The 22,390-nt window shown below is 70.6% G+C and carries 24 protein-coding genes; 11 read left to right on the top strand and 13 right to left on the bottom strand.

Features of this window, described 5'->3' with window-relative positions; translation table 11 throughout:
- Window positions 1-112 precede the first annotated feature (112 nt).
- The gene (locus ABZ396_RS33940) at window positions 113-526 is read right to left on the bottom strand and encodes a hypothetical protein (protein WP_358915733.1); all 414 of its coding nucleotides are present in this window, start codon (window positions 524-526) and stop codon (window positions 113-115) included.
- Between the two features lie 127 nt (window positions 527-653).
- On the opposite strand from ABZ396_RS33940, the gene ABZ396_RS33935 reads away from it, so the two are divergent.
- On the top strand, window positions 654-1,298 hold the full coding sequence (locus tag ABZ396_RS33935; protein ID WP_358915735.1) for a uridine kinase: 645 nt from the start codon (window positions 654-656) through the stop codon (window positions 1,296-1,298).
- A 250-nt stretch (window positions 1,299-1,548) separates the two neighbouring features.
- On the opposite strand, the gene ABZ396_RS33930 is transcribed toward ABZ396_RS33935, so the two are convergent.
- The gene (locus ABZ396_RS33930; protein WP_358915737.1) at window positions 1,549-2,346 is read right to left on the bottom strand and encodes a SigE family RNA polymerase sigma factor; all 798 of its coding nucleotides are present in this window, start codon (window positions 2,344-2,346) and stop codon (window positions 1,549-1,551) included.
- Between the two features lie 239 nt (window positions 2,347-2,585).
- Here ABZ396_RS33930 and afsQ1 point away from each other — a divergent pair, with 239 nt between their 5' ends.
- The 5 genes from afsQ1 (at window position 2,586) to ABZ396_RS33905 (ending at window position 6,462) form a co-directional block, all read left to right on the top strand.
- Window positions 2,586-3,263: a two-component system response regulator AfsQ1 gene (gene afsQ1, locus ABZ396_RS33925; protein WP_358915739.1), complete on the top strand. Its 678-nt coding sequence runs from the start codon at window positions 2,586-2,588 to the stop codon at window positions 3,261-3,263.
- Window positions 3,260-4,816 carry a HAMP domain-containing sensor histidine kinase gene (locus ABZ396_RS33920; protein WP_358915741.1) on the top strand — a complete coding sequence of 519 codons (1,557 nt, stop codon included), beginning with the start codon at window positions 3,260-3,262 and terminating at the stop codon, window positions 4,814-4,816. Before afsQ1 ends, ABZ396_RS33920 begins: the two co-directional genes overlap by 4 nt.
- Window positions 4,816-5,418, top strand: a complete 603-nt coding sequence (locus ABZ396_RS33915; RefSeq protein ID WP_358915743.1) for a hypothetical protein — start codon at window positions 4,816-4,818, stop codon at window positions 5,416-5,418. The genes ABZ396_RS33920 and ABZ396_RS33915 overlap by 1 nt, the downstream gene beginning before the upstream one ends.
- Window positions 5,419-5,615: 197 nt before the next feature.
- Window positions 5,616-6,167 (top strand): VanZ family protein, encoded by a 552-nt coding sequence (locus ABZ396_RS33910; RefSeq protein WP_358915745.1) that lies wholly within the window; start codon window positions 5,616-5,618, stop codon window positions 6,165-6,167.
- Window positions 6,168-6,261: 94 nt separating this feature from the next.
- Window positions 6,262-6,462, top strand: a complete 201-nt coding sequence (locus ABZ396_RS33905) for a PspC domain-containing protein (RefSeq protein ID WP_358915747.1) — start codon at window positions 6,262-6,264, stop codon at window positions 6,460-6,462.
- 82 nt (window positions 6,463-6,544) lie between these two features.
- Here the strand turns inward: ABZ396_RS33905 and ABZ396_RS33900 are convergent, their stop codons facing one another.
- Both ABZ396_RS33900 and ABZ396_RS33895 read right to left on the bottom strand, forming a co-directional pair.
- The gene (locus ABZ396_RS33900; protein ID WP_358915749.1) at window positions 6,545-6,898 is read right to left on the bottom strand and encodes an ATP-binding protein; all 354 of its coding nucleotides are present in this window, start codon (window positions 6,896-6,898) and stop codon (window positions 6,545-6,547) included.
- A gap of 153 nt (window positions 6,899-7,051) precedes the next feature.
- Window positions 7,052-8,209, bottom strand: coding sequence for an adenosine deaminase (locus tag ABZ396_RS33895; RefSeq protein WP_358915751.1), 1,158 nt, complete (start codon window positions 8,207-8,209; stop codon window positions 7,052-7,054).
- 123 nt (window positions 8,210-8,332) lie between these two features.
- Between ABZ396_RS33895 and ABZ396_RS33890 the strand changes: the two genes are divergently transcribed.
- Window positions 8,333-9,094: a prolyl oligopeptidase family serine peptidase gene (locus ABZ396_RS33890; protein WP_358915753.1), complete on the top strand. Its 762-nt coding sequence runs from the start codon at window positions 8,333-8,335 to the stop codon at window positions 9,092-9,094.
- An 87-nt stretch (window positions 9,095-9,181) separates the two neighbouring features.
- On the opposite strand, the gene ABZ396_RS33885 is transcribed toward ABZ396_RS33890, so the two are convergent.
- On the bottom strand, window positions 9,182-10,135 hold the full coding sequence (locus ABZ396_RS33885) for a LysR family transcriptional regulator (RefSeq protein WP_358915754.1): 954 nt from the start codon (window positions 10,133-10,135) through the stop codon (window positions 9,182-9,184).
- A 62-nt stretch (window positions 10,136-10,197) separates the two neighbouring features.
- Between ABZ396_RS33885 and ABZ396_RS33880 the strand changes: the two genes are divergently transcribed.
- The 3 genes from ABZ396_RS33880 (at window position 10,198) to ABZ396_RS33870 (ending at window position 13,754) form a co-directional block, all read left to right on the top strand.
- The gene (locus ABZ396_RS33880; RefSeq protein ID WP_358915756.1) at window positions 10,198-11,466 is read left to right on the top strand and encodes an MFS transporter; all 1,269 of its coding nucleotides are present in this window, start codon (window positions 10,198-10,200) and stop codon (window positions 11,464-11,466) included.
- Window positions 11,467-11,558: 92 nt separating this feature from the next.
- Complete coding sequence (gene dnaN, locus ABZ396_RS33875; RefSeq protein WP_358915758.1) at window positions 11,559-12,656, top strand: DNA polymerase III subunit beta; 1,098 nt, start codon at window positions 11,559-11,561, stop codon at window positions 12,654-12,656.
- Between the two features lie 111 nt (window positions 12,657-12,767).
- Window positions 12,768-13,754 carry a sigma-70 family RNA polymerase sigma factor gene (locus ABZ396_RS33870; protein ID WP_358915759.1) on the top strand — a complete coding sequence of 329 codons (987 nt, stop codon included), beginning with the start codon at window positions 12,768-12,770 and terminating at the stop codon, window positions 13,752-13,754.
- Here the strand turns inward: ABZ396_RS33870 and ABZ396_RS33865 are convergent.
- Complete coding sequence (locus tag ABZ396_RS33865) at window positions 13,665-14,009, bottom strand: STAS domain-containing protein (protein ID WP_358915761.1); 345 nt, start codon at window positions 14,007-14,009, stop codon at window positions 13,665-13,667. The genes ABZ396_RS33870 and ABZ396_RS33865 overlap by 90 nt on opposite strands.
- 196 nt (window positions 14,010-14,205) lie before the next feature.
- Between ABZ396_RS33865 and ABZ396_RS33860 the strand changes: the two genes are divergently transcribed.
- Window positions 14,206-15,126, top strand: coding sequence for an AEC family transporter (locus ABZ396_RS33860; RefSeq protein WP_358915763.1), 921 nt, complete (start codon window positions 14,206-14,208; stop codon window positions 15,124-15,126).
- A 7-nt stretch (window positions 15,127-15,133) separates the two neighbouring features.
- On the opposite strand, the gene ABZ396_RS33855 is transcribed toward ABZ396_RS33860, so the two are convergent.
- The 7 genes from ABZ396_RS33855 to ABZ396_RS33825 all read right to left on the bottom strand — a co-directional run.
- Complete coding sequence (locus ABZ396_RS33855; protein WP_358915765.1) at window positions 15,134-15,718, bottom strand: Uma2 family endonuclease; 585 nt, start codon at window positions 15,716-15,718, stop codon at window positions 15,134-15,136.
- A gap of 118 nt (window positions 15,719-15,836) precedes the next feature.
- Window positions 15,837-17,120 carry a thymidine phosphorylase gene (locus tag ABZ396_RS33850; RefSeq protein ID WP_358915767.1) on the bottom strand — a complete coding sequence of 428 codons (1,284 nt, stop codon included), beginning with the start codon at window positions 17,118-17,120 and terminating at the stop codon, window positions 15,837-15,839.
- Between the two features lie 71 nt (window positions 17,121-17,191).
- On the bottom strand, window positions 17,192-17,593 hold the full coding sequence (locus ABZ396_RS33845; RefSeq protein ID WP_358915769.1) for a cytidine deaminase: 402 nt from the start codon (window positions 17,591-17,593) through the stop codon (window positions 17,192-17,194).
- Window positions 17,590-18,852, bottom strand: a complete 1,263-nt coding sequence (locus ABZ396_RS33840; RefSeq protein ID WP_358915771.1) for an ABC transporter permease — start codon at window positions 18,850-18,852, stop codon at window positions 17,590-17,592. Before ABZ396_RS33840 ends, ABZ396_RS33845 begins: the two co-directional genes overlap by 4 nt.
- Complete coding sequence (locus ABZ396_RS33835) at window positions 18,852-19,973, bottom strand: ABC transporter permease (protein WP_358915773.1); 1,122 nt, start codon at window positions 19,971-19,973, stop codon at window positions 18,852-18,854. Before ABZ396_RS33835 ends, ABZ396_RS33840 begins: the two co-directional genes overlap by 1 nt.
- Window positions 19,970-21,673 carry an ABC transporter ATP-binding protein gene (locus ABZ396_RS33830; RefSeq protein WP_358915917.1) on the bottom strand — a complete coding sequence of 568 codons (1,704 nt, stop codon included), beginning with the start codon at window positions 21,671-21,673 and terminating at the stop codon, window positions 19,970-19,972. Before ABZ396_RS33830 ends, ABZ396_RS33835 begins: the two co-directional genes overlap by 4 nt.
- Window positions 21,674-21,943: 270 nt before the next feature.
- Window positions 21,944-22,390, bottom strand: a 447-nt coding sequence (locus ABZ396_RS33825; protein WP_359186608.1) for a BMP family ABC transporter substrate-binding protein, incomplete at its 5' end; no start/stop codon positions are given.

Here is a 22,390-nt window from a genome sequence, read left to right as displayed (position 1 = left end):
GGGCGCGGCGGCGCTGCCGGTGCCCTGGTAGAGCCAGGATCTTCTTCGAAACCAAACCCGACAGCCGCGCCCCCTCCGTCCGGAGGGAAGCGCGGCTCTCGTCGTACGTACGTCAGCCCAGCCCGCCCAGCACCCCCGTCACCTGCCCCACCACCGGCACCGCCCCCACCGACTGCGCCTGGGCCACCGGCCTCGTCAGGGCCTGGGAGGTCAGAGGCTGGAAGTCGGCCAGCTGCGTCCCCACCCCGTTGTCCAGCGGGTCGACACCCGTGCCCGCCAGCGGGTTGGGCTTCAAAGCCGTCAGCGGCCCCGTGACATACGGCAGTACACCGCCCAGCGCCTGCATGCCCGCCTTCGGGTCGATGTGACCGAGCGAGGTGGGCCGGGTCCGCACCAGTTGGTCCATGACGGGCTCGGTGTCCGCGGCGGCCGTCGCGGCGCCCACGCCGAGGGCCACTCCTGCCGTGGCGAGGGCGACCAGGGCGCGTTGAGCGGTCGGATTCGGGGAGGACGCGGTTCGGGCCATTACTGGTGCCACCTCAAGGTGCGCAGGGTAATCATGTCGGCACACAGGGTAGTTGAGGTGTGACTCACGCTCCAAAGCCGACCCGCGGGGTCGGCAGGCGGCCCCCCATGCGTCAAACTGGTGTTCCGTGAGCATTCATCCCCCGTCCCCCGCCCGTGTTGCGCTGCTCTGCGGCCCCTCCGGCTCGGGGAAGTCACTCGTCGCCGCCCGTTCCGGGCTTCCCGTCCTGCGCCTCGACGACTTCTACAAGGAGGGCGACGACCCGACCCTGCCACTGGTGGCGGGGAGTTCCGACATCGACTGGGACCACCCGGAGTCCTGGGACGCGGATGTCGCGGTCGAGGCCATCGCCCGGCTGTGCGCCACCGGCTCGGCGCCGGTGCCGGTGTACGACATCTCGGTGAGCGCCCGCACCGGCGAGGAGACGCTGCACATCGGCCGTACCCCGCTGTTCGTCGCGGAGGGCATCTTCGCCGCCGAGATCGTGGAGCGCTGCCGCGAGCTGGGGCTGCTGGCCGACGCGCTCTGTCTGAGCCGGGGCCCGATGCGCACCTTCCGGCGGCGCTTCCTGCGCGACCTCAGGGAGGGCCGCAAGTCGGTGCCGTTCCTGCTGCGGCGCGGCTGGCGGCTGATGCGCGCGGAGCGGGCGATCGTGGGCCGCCAGGTGTCGCTGGGCGCGTACCCGTGCGACCGGGACGAGGCGCTGGGCAGGCTGGCGGCGGCCGCGGTGGGGCGCCACGCGACAGCGATGACCACCGCAACCATCAATTGAGGAACCACGACGGCGAGCAACCACGTCCGCGAGAAACGGCGCCGGTTCAGGCGCAAAAGGGCGCGGGACCGGACGGACCCCCCGGCCCTCCAGTCCCGCTCCCCCGTCGCTCCGCCGAACACCCCCGTGTCCCCCGTGGCGGAGCTCCCCCGTGCTTTCCCCCGTGTTTCCCCCCATGGGTCCCTGACTCGCGTCCCCCGTGAGTCGCCCCGGACCCTCCCCGTCGGGATCCCCCCGGATCCCCTCACCTTCAGGCGACGAGCTCCCCGAAGGCGTTCTCCTCGTCACGGCCGAAGCTGAGGACCTCGTCCTCGCGCAGCCGGCGGAGCGACCGCCAGATGCTGGACTTCACCGTGCCGACACTGATGTCGAGGATCTCCGCGATCTCCGGGTCCGTGCGGCCCTCGTAGTAGCGCAGGACCAGCATGGTGCGCTGGAGTTCGGGGAGCCGGGCCAGCGCCTGCCACAGGACCGCGCGCAGCTCGGTGCCGCTCATCGCGTCCGTGTCGCCGGCCGTCTCCGGCAGTTCCTCGGTCGGGTACTCGTTGAGCTTGCGGCGCCGCCAGGCGCTGATGTGCAGGTTGGTCATCGTCCGCCGCAGATAACCGCCCACGGCCGCCTTGTCGCTGATCCGGTCCCACGCCTTGTAGGTCGAGAACAGCGCGCTCTGCAGCAGGTCCTCGGCCTCGAAGCGGTCACCGGTCAGGTGGTAGGCGGTGGCGTACAGGGAGGCGCGGCGCTCCTGGACGTAGGCGGTGAACTCCGCCTCGGTCAGCGAGCGGCGCTCCCCCGTGTCCTCCCCGTATGCGGATCCCCCTGCCGTGCCCATAGCGGCCACCGCCGCGGGCTCCCCCGTGACGCCGTCAACCACCGTCATATAGCCGGTGTGCTGACGTCCGGCGCCGCGAGCGCACCCCCGCCCTCCCCCACGCTCGAATACGCTCGCGCGGGAGGGACCCCCATCAGCACCGGACTTCTCGGAACCCCGGTTCACGTCGTGCAGGCGCGTGACCACTGCGCCGGTGCTGTGGCTTTGCAGCGTGTTCATCTAGCGCCCCCCGTCGTGGACTTCCGGTAGTTCGGCTTGCCCAGGCCGTTCCCTGCCTGTGCCGAGAACTCTGCCGGGCCACCTTCACGGCCGTATCCGCCGACTGTCACAGACCTGTCACAGGGGTCCGGCACAGAGCGTCCACCGAAGATGCACAGGTGGTGGCGGTGCAGAGGTTTACGGAAGGCTCCGAGCCGCACAGGTCGTACGACAGCCCCCACATGGGCCAGAATGACCCCGTGCCTTCCCTGTTGCTGATCGAGGACGACGACGCCATCCGTACGGCCCTGGAGCTCTCACTGACGCGCCAGGGACACCGGGTGGCCACCGCTGCGACCGGTGAGGACGGTCTGAAGCTGTTGCGTGAGCAGCGGCCCGATCTGATCGTCCTCGACGTCATGCTGCCCGGCATCGACGGGTTCGAGGTGTGCCGGCGGATCCGGCGCACGGACCAGCTGCCGATCATTCTGCTGACCGCGCGCAGCGACGACATCGATGTGGTGGTCGGCCTTGAGTCCGGGGCCGACGACTATGTCGTCAAACCCGTCCAGGGCCGGGTGCTCGACGCCCGGATCCGGGCCGTGCTGCGGCGCGGGGAGCGGGAGTCCAGCGACTCGGCGACCTTCGGCAACGTCGTCATCGACCGGTCCGCGATGACCGTGACGAAGAACGGCGAGGATCTGCAGCTGACGCCGACCGAGCTGCGGCTGCTGCTCGAACTGAGCCGGCGGCCCGGGCAGGCGCTGTCCCGGCAGCAGCTGCTGCGGCTGGTGTGGGAGCACGACTACCTCGGTGACTCCCGGCTCGTGGACGCCTGTGTACAGCGGCTGCGCGCCAAGGTGGAGGACGTGCCCTCGTCCCCGTCCCTGATCCGTACCGTGCGTGGTGTCGGCTACCGCCTGGACGTTCCTCAGTGACGGACCGGAAAAGGGGGTTCCGCGGCTGGGCCGCGGATCGCTGGGGAGCCGTGTCCCGGCTGCGTTTCACCAGTCTGCGGCTGCGGCTCGTCGTGGTCTTCGGGCTCGTCGCGCTGACCGCGGCCGTGTCCGCGTCGGGCATCGCGTACTGGCTGAACCGCGAGGCCGTGCTCACCCGTACCCAGGACGCGGTGCTGCGTGACTTCCAGCAGGAGATGCAGAACCGGGCCGGTACGCTGCCCGTCCATCCCACCCAGGACGAACTCCTGCGCACAGCCGGGCAGATGGCCAACAGCAGCCAGCGCTTCAGCGTGCTGCTGGTCGGCGAGGACACGGGCGGCAAGGCGGTGTACGGCAGTTCGGACGGGCTGAGCGCGTTCGCCCTCGGCGACGTGCCGAAGTCGCTGCGGACGGCCGTCGACAAGCAGCAGAAGCTGACCGACTCCAACAAGTCGGCGTACCACCTGTACTGGCAGCGGGTCGTCGACCACGGCAAGCCGTACCTGGTGGCCGGGACGCGGCTGATCGGCGGCGGTCCGGCCGGTTACATGATGAAGTCCCTGGAGCCGGAGGCGAAGGACCTCAACTCGCTGGCGTGGTCGCTGGGTATCGCCACCGGGCTGGCCCTCATCGGCTCGGCGCTGCTGGCGCAGGCCGCCGCCACGACGGTGCTGAAGCCCGTGCAGCGCCTGGGTGTCGCCGCCCGGCGGCTCGGCGAGGGCAAGCTGGACACCCGGCTGCGGGTGTCGGGGACGGACGAACTCGCTGATCTCTCGCGGACGTTCAACGACGCGGCCGAGGCGCTGGAGAAGCGGGTCGACGACATGTCCGCGCGGGACGACGCCTCGCGTCGCTTCGTCGCCGACATGAGCCATGAGCTGCGCACCCCGCTCACCGCGATCACCGCCGTGACCGAGATCCTGGAGGAGGAGCTGGAGGCGGAGTCGGGGTCGATGGACCCGATGATCGAGCCCGCCGTCCGGCTGGTCGTCAGCGAGACGCGCCGCCTCAACGACCTCGTCGAGAACCTGATGGAGGTCACCCGCTTCGACGCCGGTACGGCCCGGCTGGTCCTCGACGACGTCGACATCGCCGACCAGATCACCTCCTGCATCGACGCCCGGGCCTGGCTGGACGCGGTGGAGCTGGACGCCGAGCGCGGCATCCACGCCCGCCTCGACCCGCGCCGCCTCGACGTCATCCTGGCCAACCTGATCGGCAACGCGCTCAAGCACGGCGGTTCGCCGGTGCGGGTGTCGGTGCGCATCGAAGGGGACGACCTGGTGGTCGCCGTACGCGACCACGGGCCGGGCATCCCCGAGGACGTCCTGCCGCACGTCTTCGACCGGTTCTACAAGGCAAGCGCCTCCCGGCCGCGCTCCGAGGGCAGCGGCCTGGGCCTGTCCATCGCGACGGAGAACGCCCGTATCCACGGCGGCTCGATCACCGCCGCCAACTCCCCCGAGGGCGGTGCGGTGTTCACGTTCCGGCTGCCCAGGGACGCCTCGGCCCTGGCCGAGAAGACCGAGGACGCCGGGGAGAAGGACGCCTGATGCACGTACGGAGACTCCTGGCTGTGGCGGGGCTGGCGCTCGCGCTCTCCGGGTGCGGGATCCGGGCCACCGAGGTGCCGACCGACTTCGGCGGGGCGCCCTCGCGGGTGCCGTGCTCGATGACCCAGCCGGATCTGTCGGCGCAGTCCGGGGGCGGGGTGCCGGTACAGGTGTTTCTGCTCTGCGGATCCTCGCTGGTGATCGTCGACCGTCAGGTGCGGGTCCCGGACGGTACGGCGGACGCGCGGCGGCGGGTGATCGTCGCCCAGGGGCTGCTGGACCAGCTCGCCGAGTCGCCGTCGGCCGCCGAGAAGGAGGCGGGCTACACGACGTACGTGCGCGGCGGGATGTCGGTCGTCGGGCCCCGGGCCGGGGACCCCGAGGACACGCTGCGGCTGAGCACGTCGCCGGCACAGCTGACGTCGTACGCGCTGGGCCAGATCGTGTGCACGCTCTCCGACTCGGCCGCGGCCAAGGGTGACGGTTCGGTGATCCTGGGCGGGCCGGGGAGGGAGCCGTTGCTGCGGTACCAGTGCACGGACGCGGTCCGCAACGCACCGAGCGGGAACCGGCCGCCGTCCAGCGCGGTCGTTTCCGGCTGAGGGGCGTTCGGGCGCCTGGTGGGTGCCACGCGCCGTTGTGGGGCGGGTGCGGGTCGCTTCCGGCTGACCGCGCCCACGCGGCGGAGCCGCGTATCGGTACGGCCCCGTGCCTGTGCGACGCGTCCGCGGCGCGGTGTGTTCGAGGCCTCACCCGCACATCCGGAACCGTTCGTGTGCGGGGGCGCGTCTAGGGGGGCGTGCAGCGTCAAGGCTCCATCGGCGGCAGCGCCGCGATCAGCGTCCGTGTGGCAGGGGGTGTCCTCCTTGTCGCACATCTCGCGCTCGTCGCCTGGCTGATGCTGCGGCCGCTGGACGTGCCGTGGGTGATGCCCGCCAACCTGCACCCGTTCGCCGGTATCCGCGCCGACCTGGCACTGGGCCCGCGCGAGGCGGCCCACCGGATCGGCGAGGGCCTCGCGCTGCTGGCCCCGCTGGGTGTACTGCTCCCGACGGTCCACGGCAGACTCCGTGTCTCCCCGCTCGCCTCCCTGATCCGTACGGCCACCGCGGGCGCCCTGATCTCACTCGGCATCGCCCTGCTGCAGACCGGGGTGCCGGGGCGGGTGGTGGACGTCGACTCGATACTCCTCAACACGGTCGGCGTGATCGTCGCGCATCTGGCGGTGGTTCCGGCGGCCCGCTCCCGGCTCCGCCGCCGGGGTGAGCGGCGGCTGCCCGCGGCCCTCCCCCAGGAGGAAACGGCTCAGGGTCGTACCCCGACGATTCCCAGGGTCGGGATCGCCCCGTAGAGCGACGCTTCGCCCCGGTTCGTCTTCGTACCGTGGAGGACAGATGAGGGGCCGCACGGGCCGCTCGAACCGGACGCTCACAAAGGAGCCGCGGATGTCCAGCCTCGCCCGCCCCACCCATGGCCGCATGATCGGCGGAGTGTGCGCCGCGCTGGCCCGGCGCTTCGGCACCTCCGCGACGACGATGCGGGTGATCTTCCTGCTGTCCTGCCTGCTGCCGGGCCCGCAGTTCCTGCTCTACATCGCGCTGTGGATGCTCCTCCCCTCGGAGGAGAAGGCCGCCAACGCCTGGTAACACCTGTGCACGAACACGCCGTTGGGGCGCTCCGGACGATACCGGGGCGCCCCAACTGCGTTGCCGATCGGCTGCGGAGAGGTCAGCCGAGCGGAATCCCGTTCACCGGCAGGCCGTGGGTGGGCAGGCCCTGGAGCGGCAGGCCGCCGAGGAGGCCGGCGACGGGCTTGGTCGGGCCGTCGGCGAGGAGCTGCGTGACGGCCGGCTGGGCGGCGGCCAGGCCGGCGCCGAGGGCGGTCTGACCCTGCGTGAGGGCCTCACCGGCGCCCGGCAGGGCCTTGGAGACGTTCTCGGCCGGCAGGGTCTTGTTGACGGTGTCCAGGGCCTGGGTGGTGTCCGGGACGGCCGGGGCCGCGTTGGCCGCGCCCGCGCCGACGGCGGCGAAGGCGGCACCGAGAGCGGCGACACCGAGGGTCTTGGCAGCAGACTGCTTCATCGTTGATGCGTCCTTGGATTACGGGTGACGGGGATCGTTTAACGCGCTGAGCGGTCCACGACCGTAAACATGCCGGACCGCCCTCCGCAAACACCGAAATCCGGACGGCTTGTGAAAGGCTATCCCCTTTCCGCACCCCGCCGGGACGCCCGGTCAGTCCTCCTGTTCGACGGAACCGCTGGTGGAGGCGGTCTGCCGGAACAGCCATTCGGATTTCAGCTCCGCGTAACCCGGCTTGACCACGTCATTGATCATGGCGAGTCGTTCATCGAAAGGAATGAACGCTGATTTCATCGCATTGACGGAGAACCACTGCAGGTCGTCGAGCGTATAACCGAACACCTCGACAAGGTGCTCGAATTCCTGGCTCATGCTGGTCCCGGACATCAGCCGGTTGTCCGTGTTCACGGTGGCCCGGAAGTGCAGCCGGCGCAGCAGCCCGATCGGGTGCTCGGCATAGGAGTCGGCGGCGCCGGTCTGGAGGTTGAAGCTGGGGCACAGTTCCAGCGGGATCCGCTTGTCGCGGACATAGGAGGCGAGGCGGCCGAGCTTGACCGAGCCGTCCTCGTGGACCTGGATGTCGTCGATGATCCGCACGCCGTGCCCGAGCCGGTCGGCGCCGCACCACTGGAGGGCCTGCCAGATGGACGGCAGCCCGAAGGCCTCGCCGGCGTGGATGGTGAAGTGGTTGTTCTCGCGCTTGAGGTACTCGAAGGCGTCGAGGTGCCGGGTGGGCGGATAGCCGGCCTCGGCGCCGGCGATGTCGAAGCCGACCACACCGAGGTCCCGGTAGCGGTTGGTGAGTTCGGCGATCTCCAGGGAGCGGGCCGCGTGCCGCATGGCGGTGAGCAGGGCGCCGACCCGGATCCGGCGGCCGTTCTCCCGGGCGAGGGCCTCGCCCTGCCGGAATCCCTCGTTGACGGCCTCGACGACCTCTTCGAGGGACAGCCCCTTTTCGAGGTGCTGCTCGGGCGCGTACCGCACCTCCGCGTAGACGACCCCGTCCTCGGCGAGGTCCTCCGCGCACTCGCGCGCGACGCGGACGAGCGCGTCCCGGGTCTGCATGACCCCGACGGTGTGCGAGAAGGTCTCCAGGTACCGCTCCAGCGAGCCGGAGTCGGCGGCCTCACGGAACCAGATGCCGAGCTTGTCCGGGTCGGACTCGGGAAGCCCGGCGTACCCGGTCTCGCGGGCGAGGTCGGCGACGGTACCGGGACGCAGGCCGCCGTCGAGGTGGTCGTGCAGCAGAACCTTCGGTGCCCGGCGGATCTGCTCCGGTGTCGGGGTGTTCGCGATGCTCTGGCTCGTCATTTCCGCACTCTAACTCCTACGCGCGTAGATCGCTCGGTGCTCCGCGATTTCCCTTTCCGTCGATACGCAATGGTGACCGCACCGACGGGTCGCGTACACCGCTTCTTCTGACACTGTTCTGTCATGGCACAGCAAGCGACGCCGGTCCGAACGGCCGGCCTCGGCAGGGCAGTCGGCCAGGAGCCGGCGACGGTGAGCGGAGCGGTCCTGCTGCTCCCGGGCGGCGAGGAGGTCTCCGCACGCAGACCGTCCCTCGTATGGGCGACGCCCTTCGTCCGCGCGCTCGGACGCCGGCTCGCCAAGGACGGCCGGGACGAGGGGCTGGCCGCGCACATCGTCCACTACCGCTATCGAGGCTGGAACGGCGGCGAGGCGCATCTCGCGGCGGACGCGAGCTGGGCGGCGGACGAGGTGGTACGGCGGTACGGCGATGTCCCGGTGTGCCTGCTGGGCGTCGGCATGGGCGGCCGGGCCGCGCTGCGTGCGGGGGGCCATGAGGCCGTCAACTCCGTTGTCTCCATCGCCCCTTGGCTGCCGGAGGCGGATGTGGCGGCACCCGAGGAACCGGTACGGCAGCTGGCGGGGCGCCGGGTGCTGATCGTGCACGGCACGAATGACGAACGGACCGATCCGGAGCTGTCGTTCCGGCTGGCGGCGCGGGCGAAGAAGGCGAACCGGGAGGTGTGCCGGTTCGAAGTGCACTCCGACGGGCACGGGCTGCATCAGCACCGGGACGAAGTGCTCGCACTCGCTTCGGACTTCGTGCTGGGGGCGCTGTTCGGGTACGCGGTTTCGCGGCCGGTGGAGGACGCGCTGGCCGCGCCGCCGCCGATCGGGTTGAGGATGCCGCTGGCCGCGGGGTTCGGTAAGTCGTTGCGCCGGTGACAACTCGGTACTTCAGGTTGTGTGCGGGCCGCGGGTGCGTTGTGGTTGATCGCGCAGTTCCCCGCGCCCCTGACGGGGCGCCGCGCCTCAGGTGGGGAGCAGGTTGCCCCTCCTCATCAGCAGGAACTTCTTGAAGGCCGCCACCGGCGGGGTGTCCGGGTGGCCGTCCAGCCATGCCACGCCGATCTCTCGTGCCGCCCTCGGGGCCGTGACCGTCAGTTCGGCGACTCCCGGGCGGGGAAAGACCGGTGGGGGCAGAAGGGCGACCCCCAGCCCGGCCGCCACCAGCCCCCGCAGCGTCTCCGTCTCCTCCCCCTCGAAGGCGACCCGCGGCCGGAAGCCGGCCTCCTTGCACAGGTCGTCGGTGATGCGGCGCAGCCCGTAACCCGGCTCAAGGGTCACGAACGTCTCGTCGGCCGCTTCGGCGAGGCGGATGCGCTTACGGGCGGCCAGTGGGTGGTCCGCGGGAACCACCAGGCGCAGCTTCTGTTCGTCCAGGCGGCGGCCGACCAGGTCGGGGGCGTCCGGCACCGGAGAGGTGAGGCACAGGTCCAGCTCCCCCGCCCGCAGCTTCTCGATCATCGCCTCGCCGTAGTTCTGGACGAGGCTGAAACGGACGCGGGGGTGGTCGACGCGGAAGGCCTGGAGAAGGCCCGGCACGGTCTCCGCACCCATCGTGTGCAGGAAGCCGAACGCGACCTTGCCGGTGGTGGGGTCGGCGTCGGCGCGTACCTCGTCGGCGGCGCGCCGGATCTCGGCCAGGGCGCGCTCGACCGAGGTGAGGAAGGTGCGGCCGGCGGGGGTGAGGGAGACGGTGCGGCCGTGGCGGGTGAACAGGTCGACTCCGAGGTCCTGCTCCAGACGGGCCATCGCACGGGAGAGGGTGGACTGGGGGACGTTGAGCTCCTGTGCGGCACGGGTGACATGCTCCGTGCGGGCCACACCGGCGAAGTACGCGAGGCGTGGAGCCAGCAACGTCGTCAAGTCTTCTGTGTCACTGGACGGTGACAGGCGCTCCGCTGACCTCTGCTGATGCTCCATGGGAACGATTATGGCGATTCCATGCATTGGACGGATCAAACACAGGTCCGTACGTTCGAGGCATGTCTCCCGCCAGTACCGGGGCGCCCACCACCGTGGGCGCCGCAGCGACCGTCCCCGCCTCCGACTCCCGTTTGACCCCGGGCGGCCCCGGCTACCGCCGGATGAGCTTCGCCCTCTTCCTCTCCGGTGTCGCGACCTTCGCCCTCCTCTACTCCACGCAGGCCCTGCTGCCGCTGATCTCGGACGGCTTCGGGGTGAGCGCGAGCGACGCGAGCTGGACGGTGGCGGCGGCGACCGGTGGTCTGGCGCTGTTCGTCATCCCGATGAGCGCCCTGTCCGAGCGCTTCGGACGCCGTACGGTCATGACCGCGTCGCTGGCGGTGGCGGTGACCGTCGGGCTTCTGGTCCCCTTCGCGCCGTCGCTGGGCGTGCTGGTGGTGCTGCGCGGTGTCCAGGGCGCCGCGCTGGCCGGTCTGCCGGCCTCGGCGCAGGCCTACCTGGCCGAGGAGGTCCGCCCGAAGGCGCTGGTCACGGCTATAGGCCTGTTCGTCGCGGGCAACAGTGTCGGCGGGATGAGCGGCCGGGTCATCACCGGCTGGGTCGCACAGGAGTGGGGCTGGCGGGTCGCCGTGGGCGCCATCGGCGTGATCGCGGTCGGCTGCGCGGTGGCCTTCCGGCTGCTCCTGCCCGCCCCGCGGCACTTCAAGGCGGGCTCGCTGCACCCGCGCCGGCTGCTCGGCACGGTCCGCGACCACTTGGCCGACCCGCTGCTGCGCCGCCTGTACGCGATCGGGGCGCTGTTCATGACCGTCTTCGGCGGCGTGTACACGGTGATCGGCTACCGCCTGACCGAGGCGCCGTTCTCGCTCCCCCAGGGCATCATCGGCTCGATCTTCCTCGTCTATCTGGTCGGCACGGTCTCCGCGTCCACGGCGGGCCGCCTGGTCGGCCGTCTGGGCCGCCGGGGCGCCCTCTACCTGGCCGGCGGCACCACGGCCGCGGGCCTGCTCCTGTCCCTGGCCGACTCGCTCCCCCTGATCCTGCTGGGCCTGGTCCTGATCACGGCGGGCTTCTTCGCGGGCCACGCGGTGGCGTCCTCGGCGGTCAGCAAGACGGCCACCCACGGCAGGGCCCAGGCCTCGGCCCTCTACCAGTCCGCGTACTACATCGGCTCCAGCGCGGGCAGCACGGTGGGCGCGATGGCCTTCCACGCCAGCGGCTGGTCCGGAACGGTCGGCGTCGGCCTCCTGGCGATCCTGGGCGTCGTGACCATCACCGTCCTCGGCTCCGTCGCGGCCCGCCGCGGACCGCTCGCCGCCCACTCGTAAATCCGCTCGTTCCCCCTGCTCGGGTCCTGTTGTCAGTGGTCGCCGGTAGCGTCCGCCGCTCAACTGGTCAAAACGAGCAGGGGGTTCGTCGTATGGAGTTCCGGATCGAACGCGGGAGTCTCGTCGAGGCCGTGGCGCGGGCCGCCCGCACGCTGCCGGCGCGGACGCCGGTACCGGTGCTGGGCGGGCTGCTGCTGACGGCGGACGCGGGGCGGCTCACCATCTCCGGCTCCGACTTCGAGACGCACACGCGCGTGGAGGTCGAAGCCGAGACGGCAGCCGGCGGTCAGGTGCTGGTCCTCGGGCGCCGGCTGCTGGACATCTGCCGGGTGCTGCCGGACGGGCCGGTGAGCTGTGCGATGGAAGGCACGCGATTCACCGTGGCGGCGGGCGGCACCGGTTTCGGTCTGTCGACGCTGCCGCGCGAGGAGTACCCGGCGGCTCCGGCGCCCCCTCCGTCGTACGGCGAGGTGGACGCGGCCGCCTTCGCCACCGCCGTCGGGCAGGTCACGGTGGCGGCGGGCCGGGACGAGACGCTGCCGGTGCTCACCGGTGTCCAACTCCGCCTGGACGGCGAGCAGATGACCCTGTCCGCGTCCGACCGCTACCGCTACGCCGTACGACGGCTGGAGTGGAAGCCGGCCGCGGACGGCGAGCCGGTCGAGGTACTGCTCCCGGCCCGGCGGCTGCTGGACGCGGCCCGGCCGGCCGGCCGTGGCGGCACCCTGCGTATCGGACTCGACGCGTCGCTGATGAGCTTCGAGGGCGGGCGGACGGAAACGCTCCTGCGGCGGCTCGAGGGGCGGCTGCCCGGCTACCGGACCCTGTTCGACATGGCGGGGGCCGCCGTCGCCGAGGTGGAGCGCGCGGAACTGGCGGAGGCGGTGCGGCGGGTGGCGGTGGTGGCGGAGGCGAACAGCCCGCTGCGGCTGGACTTCACGGCGGGGGACGGGTCGGTGCGGGTGCGGGCCGGATACGGCGACGACACGGCCGTACAGCGGCTGCCCGCGCGGATGAGGGGTGCCGAGGAGGTGGGCGTGGCCTTCAACCCGGCGTATCTGCTGGACGCGCTGAACTCCTTCGAGGGGCCTGACCTGCGGCTGGAGCTGCTGGGGGCGGGGCAGCGGGTGCTGCTGTCCTCGGGCGGTGCGCACAAGCATCTGCTCATGTCCGTCAAGCAACTGGTCTGACCTGGGCTTTTCCGCACTCTGGGGGCCATTGTCAGTGGCCTGCGGTAACTTCCGGAGTACTGGGGCGCGACAGGCGCGAACAGGAACGGCCACAGGGGTGGGTGGACGGCAGTGAGTGACAGCACGGCGACGGCGGAGCTGGACGTCGCACTGGAGAAGCACCGGACCGAACTGACCGGGTACTGCTACCGCATGCTCGGCTCGTCGTTCGAGGCCGAGGACGCCGTACAGGACACCCTGGTGCGGGCCTGGCGGAGTTACGGCACGTTCGAGGGCCGCTCCAGCCTGCGGTCGTGGCTGTACCGGATCGCGACGAATGTGTGCCTGGACATGTTGTCCGCCGGCAACAAACGGGCCCGCCCGATGGACCTCAGCGAGTCGACTCCGCTGGCGCAGGCGGCGCTCTCGCCCCGGCCCGACAACACCTGGCTGGAGCCGGTGCCGGACGCGCGTGTGCTGCCGACCGTGGACGACCCGGCGGAGGCGGCCGTGGCCAAGGAGTCCATCCGCCTCGCCTTCATGGCCGCGCTGCAGCAGTTGCCGCCCAAGCAGCGGGTGGTGCTGATCCTGCGCGAGGTGCTGGCCTGGAAGGCGAGCGAGGTGGCCGAGCTGCTCGGCACCTCCGTCGCGTCGGTCAACAGCGCCTTGCAGCGGGCCCGGGCCACGCTGGCGGAACAGCAGCAGTCGGGCGCCGCCGCCGAGGTCTCCGACCCGCTCGACGACGAACAGCAGAAGCTTCTGGAGCGCTATGTCGCGGCCTTCGAGGGCTATGACATGACGGCGCTCACGGCGCTCCTCCACGAGGACGCCATCATGACGATGCCGCCGTTCGACCTGTGGCTCACCGGTCACGACGACATCGCCGGGTTCATGACCACCCTCGGCTCCGCCTGCGAGGGCTCGCGGCTGTTCCCGGTCCAGGTCAACGGCCTGCCCGGGTTCGCCCAGTACAAGCCCGACCCGGAGACCGGCGGCTGGAGCCCCTGGGCGGTCCAGGTCCTGGAGATCTCAGACGGCCGGCTGACCGGGTTCCATTTCTTCCTCGACACCAAGCGCTGGTTCCCGCTGTTCGACCTCCCCCTCCACCTGGAGGCCTAGGCCGACGAAGCGGAGGAGGGAGCGTAGGGCGGGGTCCGGGTCCCGCAGCCGTATCCGCCCTCCGGCCCGGCGGGCCGCCAGCTCCAGCCGGGCCAGCAGATCGACGGCCGCCAGCCCGGGCGGCCCGATCCCGGCCACATCGCAGACGACGACCCCGTCCGCGCCGTCCTCCAGCAGCGCCCGCACCTCGGCGCACAGCCCGGCCACCGCGTCCTTGGGGACGGGGCCGGGCAGCACGAGCACGGCGGGGGTCATGGCATCCACGAACCGGTAGACCGCCGCCGGCTCGACAACTCATCGGCAGGGTGCCGGGTTTCCGTGCGGCCGTCGCGCAGATCACATGGATCACACCGTTGACCTGCACCTGACCGACCCCGAGGGTTAGCTGTATGCCCCACGGATCAGCGAGGCCCTGGCCACCCGACGGTCTCCTGCCCCGCGAGGGGGTCCCGTGCAGGGGGTGCTGAGCGGCTTCGCGGTCATCGCGATCGTCATCGGGGTGGGATACGTCCTCGGCCGCGGCGGCCATCTGGGGGTCAACGGCCGCGAGGTGCTGACCAAACTGGCCTTCCACGTCGCCTCCCCCGCCCTGCTGTTCACCACGCTCGCCAAGGCCGACCTGGCGGTGATCTTCTCCAGCCGCCTGCTGGTGACGGCCCTGAGCACGGCAGCGGCGGCGGGCGCGTTCGTGGTGGTGGGTGTGGCACGCCACTGGGGCGTGGGGCGCACCACCATCGGCGCGCTGTGCTCCAGCTACGTCAACTCCGGCAACCTGGGCATCCCGGTCGCCGTGTACGTCCTGGGCGACGCGTCCCTGGTGGCCCCGGTCCTGCTCTTCCAGGTCGTCGCCCTCACCCCGATCGCCCTGACGATCCTCGATGTGTCGGGCAACGGCGAGCGGGGCCCGTGGTGGCGCCGCCTGCTCACACCGCTTCGCAACCCGATAGCCGTGGGCTCACTGTCCGGCGTCGCGGTCTCAGGGCTCGGGATCTATGTACCTAGCCCGGTGATGGACCCCCTCACCCTGATCGGCAACATGTCCGTGCCGGCCGTTCTGCTCGCCTTCGGCATCTCCCTGCGCGGCAGCACGCTCCCCGGCCGGGGCCGCGACCGGCACCCGGTGTTCCTGTCCGTCGCCCTGAAGTCGGTGGGCCAGCCGCTGGTCGCCTGGGCCCTGGCGTCGGCCGTCTTCGACCTGCACGGGGCGCCCCTGCTCGACGTGACGGTGACCTCGGCCCTCCCGACTGCCCAGAACCTCTACACCTACGCCAGCACCTACCACGTCGGCGAGAAACTGGCCCGGGACTCGATCCTGCTGTCGACGGTGCTGGCGGTGCCGGTACTGGTCGCGGTGGCGGCGCTGCTGGGGTGACGGGCCGTCAGTCGACGGGGAACTCAGCGGTGTCGATCGTGAGGTCGAACGGCTCCGGCAGTCTGACGCGGTCGCCGAACTTGACGGCGCTGAGGACCCGGTAGACGTCCCCCTTCGGCTCACCGTAGAGCGTCGCGGTGGGACCGCCGGGAGCCCAGCGATCGACGAGGAGGTAGAGCGGGATGCCTGCGGTGGCGTAGGCGGCGGGCTTGCTGACGCGGTCGTGGCGGGCGTTGGACTTGGAGGTCACCTCTACGACGAGTTCGGCGAGGGCGGCCGGAATGTGGGAGTCCACTTCAGGACGCTCCTGCCTTGGTGCCACGACCAGGTCCGGGATGAGCATGCCCAGCCGGGACGGCACGGCGATCGCCAGTGTCTGGAAGACCCCCCAGTCCTCAGGAATCACGGTGTAGAGGCGACGCTGAATTCCTTCCGCGATCACGTTGTGGCGGTAGGCGGGAGCAGGTGACACGGTGATGATCCCCTCGATGATCTCCACCTTGCTGCCCTCGGGCCATTCCATCTCCTCCCAGTACCGGACGAGGTCGTCCCAGTTCTGGTCGGGGTCCTGGCTGACGGTGAGTGCGCTCACGGCGGTCTCCTATCGGTGCGTCACCGATCCCAGCATGCCGAACGGGACCGGCGGCGGTCCACCGGTCCCGTTCACCCGATCGAGTCGTGACACCAGCGGCCTCCGCCGCGGGCCCTGATCAGGCAATACGTTCCAGCACCACCGGGGACGCCGTGAACTCCGTGCCCGCCGCCGCGATGTCGTAGGAACCCTCCACCGCCTGGAGCGCGTACTCGAAGCGCTCCGGGGTGTCCGTGTGGAGGGTGAGGAGGGGCTGGCCCGCCATGACCGTGTCGCCCGGCTTGGCGTGGAGCTCGACGCCCGCGCCCGCCTGCACGGGGTCCTCCTTGCGGGCGCGCCCCGCGCCCAGGCGCCAGGCGGCGACGCCGATGCCGTACGCGTCGAGGCGGGTGAGGACACCGGAGGCCGTCGCCCTGATCACGTGCTGCTCCTTGGCCACCGGCAGCTCCGCGTCCGGGTCGCCGCCCTGGGCCGCGATCATCCGGCGCCAGACGTCCATCGCGGAGCCGTCGGCCAGCGCCTTCGCCGGGTCGGCGTCCTTCACACCGGCCGCGTCGAGCATCTCGCGGGCCAGGGCGAGGGTCAGTTCCACCACATCGGCGGGCCCACCGCCGGCCAGGACCTCCACCGACTCGCGGACCTCGAGCGCGTTGCCCGCCGTCAGGCCGAGGGGGGTGGCCATGTCCGTCAGCAGCGCGACCGTCTTCACGCCGTGGTCGGTGCCGAGGCCCACCATCGTCGAGGCCAGTTCGCGCGCGTCCTCGATGGTCTTCATGAAGGCGCCCGTGCCGACCTTCACGTCCAGGACCAGGGAGCCGGTGCCCTCGGCGATCTTCTTCGACATGATCGAGGAGGCGATGAGCGGGATCGCCTCGACCGTGCCGGTCACATCGCGGAGCGCGTACAGCTTCTTGTCCGCCGGAGCCAGGCCGTCGCCCGCCGCGCAGACCACGGCACCCGTGGTGTCGAGCACGTTCAGCATCTCCTCGTTGGAGAGCAGGGCCCGCCAGCCAGGGATGGACTCCAGCTTGTCCAGGGTGCCGCCGGTGTGGCCGAGGCCCCGGCCGGAGAGCTGGGGCACGGCCGCGCCGCAGGCCGCGACCAGGGGGGCCAGCGGGAGGGTGATCTTGTCGCCGACGCCGCCCGTCGAGTGCTTGTCGGCGGTCGGGCGGGACAGGGAGGAGAAGTCCATGCGCTCGCCGGACGCGATCATCGCCGCCGTCCAGCGGGCGATCTCCCGGCGGTTCATGCCGTTGAGGAGGATGGCCATCGCAAGCGACGACATCTGCTCGTCGGCGACCTCGCCGCGCGTGTACGCGTCGATGACCCAGTCGATCTGCTCGTCACTGAGCTCAGCGCGGTCGCGCTTGGTGCGGATGACGGAGATGGCGTCCATGGCCACGGCGTTCCCTTCAAAGATGTGCGAAGCGTGCGGCCCCTCCGAGCGAGCGGATCGGAGGGGCCGTACGGGAGTTACTTGGTGAGATGGTCCGGGCCGAAGGCCTGGGGCAGCATCTCGGAGAGGGGCAGGACGCCCTCCGGGGTGTCAAGGAGGAGGCCCGGTCCGCCGAACTCGTAGAGCAGCTGGCGGCAGCGGCCGCACGGGACGAGCAGCCCGCCCGTGCCGTCCACGCAGGTGAAGTGGGTCAGCCGGCCGCCGCCCGTGCGCTGGAGCTCGGAGACCAGTCCGCACTCGGCGCACAGGCCGAGGCCGTACGACGCGTTCTCCACGTTGCAGCCGGAGACCGTACGGCCGTCGTCGACCAGGGCGGCGACCCCGACCGGGAAACCGGAGTAGGGCGCGTAGGCGTGGGACATGGCCTCCCGTGCCTCGGCGCGCAGGGCCGCCCAGTCGAAGTCGGCGGCGGTCGTCACTTGCCCTGCCCCTTCCGGTACGGCAGGCCGTCCGCCTTCGGCATCCGCAGGGACTGCGCGGACAGCGAGAGCACCAGCAGGGTGACGATGTACGGGGTCGCGGTCACGAGCTGGCGCGGGACCTCGTTGGTGGAGGCGTACCAGATGAACATCAGGACCGAGATGACGATCGTGATGACGGCCGGGACGTACTTCTTGCGCCAGGCCAGGTAGGCGGCGCCGAACACCAGCAGGATCGCGAGCAGCAGGATCAGCGCGTGGACGTTGACCGTGCCGCCGCGCAGGTTGAGGCTGTCGGTGTAGCCGAACAGGCCCGCGCCCAGCGCCAGTCCGCCCGGCATCCAGTTGCCGAAGATCATCGCGGCGAGACCGATGTAACCGCGGCCGGCCGTCTGGCCGTCCAGGTAGACGTTCGACGCCACGATCGACAGGAACGCGCCGCCGAGGCCGGCGAAGCCACCGCTGACGATCACGGCGATGTACTTGTACTTGTAGACGTTGACGCCGAGGGACTCGGCCGCGACCGGGTTCTCACCGCAGGAGCGGAGGCGGAGGCCGAAGGCCGTGCGCCACAGGACCCACCAGGTGATCGGGACGAGGGCGACGGCGATGACCGTCAGCGGGGACAGGTCGGTGAGCAGACCGCCCACCAGACCCCCGATGTCCGAGATCAGGAACCAGTGTTTCTCGTTCAGCGTGTTCAGCCAGTCGGACAGGCCGGGCACGCTGAACGTGCCGAGGGAGTCGATCGGCGGGGACTGCTTGGAGGAGCCGCCGGGCGCGTTCTCGAAGGTGAACTTCGAGAGGTAGCGGGTGGCGCCCAGGGCGAGGATGTTCAGGGCCACACCGGAGACGATGTGGTTGACGTTGAAGGTGACGGTGGCGACGGCGTGCAGCAGGGCGCCGAGGGCGCCGCCGATGATGCCGAAGACGACGCCGGCCCACGGGCCCCACTGGTAGCCGGCCCAGGCGCCGAACCAGGTGCCGAGGATCATCATGCCTTCGAGGCCGATGTTGACGACGCCCGCGCGCTCGGCCCACAGACCGCCGAGACCGGCGAGGCCGATCGGGACGGCGAGGCGCAGCGCGGTGGACATCTGGCCGGTCGAGGTGATGCCGTCGGCGCCGGTGATCAGGCGGACGGCCGAGGTCAGGACCAGTACGCCGGCGATGACCAGCAGGAGTACCGGGAGCGACATTCGGCGGCCGCCCTTGCCGGGCTGCTTCGCCTGCGGCTTGGCGATGGTCGCGGTGGACATCAGGCCGCCACCTCCTTCTTGGTGTTCTGGGCGGCGGCCGCGGCGAGCTCCGCGCCGACCTGGCGCTGCTGGCGGCGCAGGCCCCACTGGCGTACGGCTTCGTAGGAGATGACGACGGAGAAGACGATCAGGCCCTGCATGATCGTGGCGATCTCCTTCTCGTACGCCACCGGGGTCGCGTAGTCGAGGGCGGGCGAGGCCTTGTCGAGGAAGGCCCACAGCAGGGCGGCGAAGGCGATGCCGCCGGGGTTGTTGCGGCCGAGCAGGGCGATGCCGATGGCGGTGAAGCCGAGGCCGGCCGGGAAGCTCAGGCTGTAGGTGTGGGTGTCGCCGAGCAGCAGCGGGAGGCCCGCGAGGCCGGAGACCGCGCCGGAGATCAGCATGGAGATCAGCACCATGCGCTTGGCGTCGACGCCGGAGGCGGCCGCGGCGGACTCGGAGGCGCCGGTGGCGCGCAGGTCGAAGCCGAAGCGGGTGCGGTTGAGGACCAGCCAGAAGATGATGCCGAGGGCGATGGCGACGAAGACCATGCCGTAGATCTCGCCGACGTCGGGGCCCAGGTTGATGCCCGGGAACCAGCCGGACTTCTTCATCTCGCCGGTCGTCATGTTGTTGCCGATCTGGACGCCCCAGACGTTGGCGAGGGTGACATAGCCGATGACGCTGGTGGCGATGGCGTTCAGCATGATCGTGGCGACGACCTCGCTGACCCCTCGGGTGACCTTGAGGACGCCCGCGATACCGGCCCAGAAGGCGCCGGTGAACATGGCGACCAGGAGCAGCATCGGGATCTGCAGGAAGGCGGGCAGGCCGATGTGGGCGCCGACCACGGCCGTCATCACGGCGGCGAGGCGGTACTGGCCGTCGACGCCGATGTTGAACAGGTTCATCCGGAAGCCGACGGCGACCGCGATGGCCGCGATGTAGTACATCGCCGCCTGGTTGATGATCAGAACCTGGATGTCCGAGTACGGCAACTGCTGAAGCATCAGCAGGTACGGCTCGAACGGGTTGCGGTTCGAGGCGAGCAGCACGATCGACGTCAGCGCGATCGCGAGGACCAGCGCGATGACCGGGCCGGCCACCGCGAGGAGCACCCGCTCCTTGTCGAACTTCTTCATCGGGCCTCGTCCTCCGGACCGGCGGCGCCTTCGTCGGTGGTTTCTATGTGTTCCAGGTGGCCGGACGCGGCACCCGTCATGGCGGAGCCCAGCTCCTCCGGGGTGACGGTGGCCGGGTCGGCGTCCGCGACCAGCCTTCCGTCGAAGATCACGCGCAGGGTGTCCGACAGGCCGATCAGCTCGTCGAGGTCGGCGGAGATCAGCAGCACGGCCAGGCCCTCCCGGCGGGCCTCCCGGATGCGGTCCCAGATCTGCGCCTGGGCGCCGACGTCCACACCGCGGGTGGGGTGGGCGGCGATCAGGAACTTCGGGTTGTGGCTCATCTCGCGGCCGACGATCAGCTTCTGCTGGTTGCCGCCGGAGAGGGAGGCGGCGGTGACGTCGATGCCGGGGGTGCGGACGTCGTACTCCTCGACGATCCGGCGGGTGTCGGCCTGGGCGCCCTTGATGTCCAGCCAGAAGCCCTTCGCGTTGGGCTTCTCGGTGACATGGCCGAGGATGCGGTTCTCCCAGAGCGGGGACTCCAGCAGCAGGCCCTGTCGGTGCCGGTCCTCGGGGATGTAGCCGACGCCCTGCTCGCGGCGCTTGCGGGTGGCCCAGGGGGTGATGTCCTCGCCGAGGAACTCGATGGTGCCGGAGTCGGCGTTGCGGGTGCCGATCAGCGCGTCGATCAGCTCCGTCTGGCCGTTGCCCTCGACCCCGGCGATGCCCATGACCTCACCGGCGTGGATGGTGAAGGTGACGTCGTCGAGGACGCGCTTGGCCGCGCCCGGGGTGGTGGCCTCGGTGAGCACGTCGCCGCGGGCCGTGGCACCGGCCGAGCCGGCGGTGGCGGTCTCGGCGAGCGCGCCGACCTCGCCGAGGGAGGCACCGCTGGCATACACGGTCAGGTTCTGCACCGTTATGACGGCCTTGTCGGTGACCGTGGACTCGGCGGTCTCCGGGGTGGGCAGCTCGCTGCCGACCATCAGCTCGGCGAGCTGGCGCGGGGTGGTCTCGGACGGAATCACCGTACCCACCGTCGTACCGCGGCGGATGACGGTGATGTCGTCGGCGACGGACAGCACCTCTCCGAGCTTGTGGGAGATGAAGATGACCGACAGGCCCTCGGACTTCAGCTCACGCAGGTTGTCGAAGAGTGCGTCGACCTCCTGCGGAACCAGTACGGCCGTGGGTTCGTCGAGGATCAGGGTCTTGGCGCCGCGGTAGAGGACCTTGAGGATCTCCACGCGCTGCCGGTCGGCTACACCGAGGTCCTCGACCAGGACGTCCGGGCGGACACCGAGGCCGTAGCGGTCGGAGATCTCGCGGATCTTCTTCCGGGCGTTGCCGCCGATGCCGTACAGCTTCTCGCTGCCGAGCACCACGTTCTCGAGGACGGTCAGGTTGTCGGCCAGCATGAAGTGCTGATGGACCATGCCGATGCCGCGCGCGATGGCGTCGGCCGGGGACGAGAAGGAGACCTGCTCGCCGTCGATCGCGATGGCGCCCTCGTCCGGCTTCTGCATGCCGTAGAGGATCTTCATCAGGGTCGACTTGCCGGCACCGTTCTCACCGACGAGGGCATGCACGGTGCCCTTGCGGACCGACAGGTGGATGTCGTGGTTGGCTACGACACCCGGGAATCGCTTGGTGATCCCCGCCAGCTCGACCGCGGCTGTCGTCTCTGCGGTGAGCGGAGGGCTGCTGGACGCGTCGATGGCGCACTCTCCTCGGGAAAGGGGTCGCTCTACGCGCGTAGCGCCCCTGCTTTAAATAGTGCCCGGACCTGACCGAGCTTTTTTGCCTCTCGATCCGTTCCGAGCATTCTGCCGCGCGAACGGGGTGGGTCCCCGCCGTTGACCGCCGGGGAGGCCGGATCTACGGCAGGGGCGCGGGAGGTCATCCTTCCCGCACCCCGTTCCGTGGCCGTAACGCTGCCATTACGGCGCGCCTTTGACCATGCCTACGACCGGGCCATGACCCCTGGGTCAGGAGCTCTTGACCGTGATCGAACCGTTCTTGATGCCGTCCTCGGCCTTCTTGATCGCGGCCTGCATGGCGGCGTTGTTCTTGAAGACGGGGTTGGACTGGGCGATACCCACGCCGCCCGACTTGAGGTCGCCGCGGATCTCGCCCGACAGCGGCTTCTTGTCCTTGATGACGGACTTGGAGAGGTCGTACACGGCGCCCTCGACGTTCTTCAGGGCCGAGGTCAGGATGTAGTCCTTGTACTTGGCGAGGGCACCCTGCTTGTACTGGTCGGAGTCCACGCCGATGGCCCACACCTTGTGCGCGGCGGCGGACTTGATCACACCCTGACCGGAGAGGCCGGCGGCGGCATAGATCACGTCGGCACCGGAGTCGATCTGACCGTTCGCGGCACTCTCGCCCTTGTCCGGGCTGGAGAAACCACCCTCCTGAGGCGTCTGCGTCAG

This window comes from Streptomyces sp. NPDC005866 (genome assembly GCF_040629895.1).
GTDB lineage: Bacteria > Actinomycetota > Actinomycetes > Streptomycetales > Streptomycetaceae > Streptomyces.
This window is presented reverse-complemented; position numbering and strand designations above follow the sequence as displayed.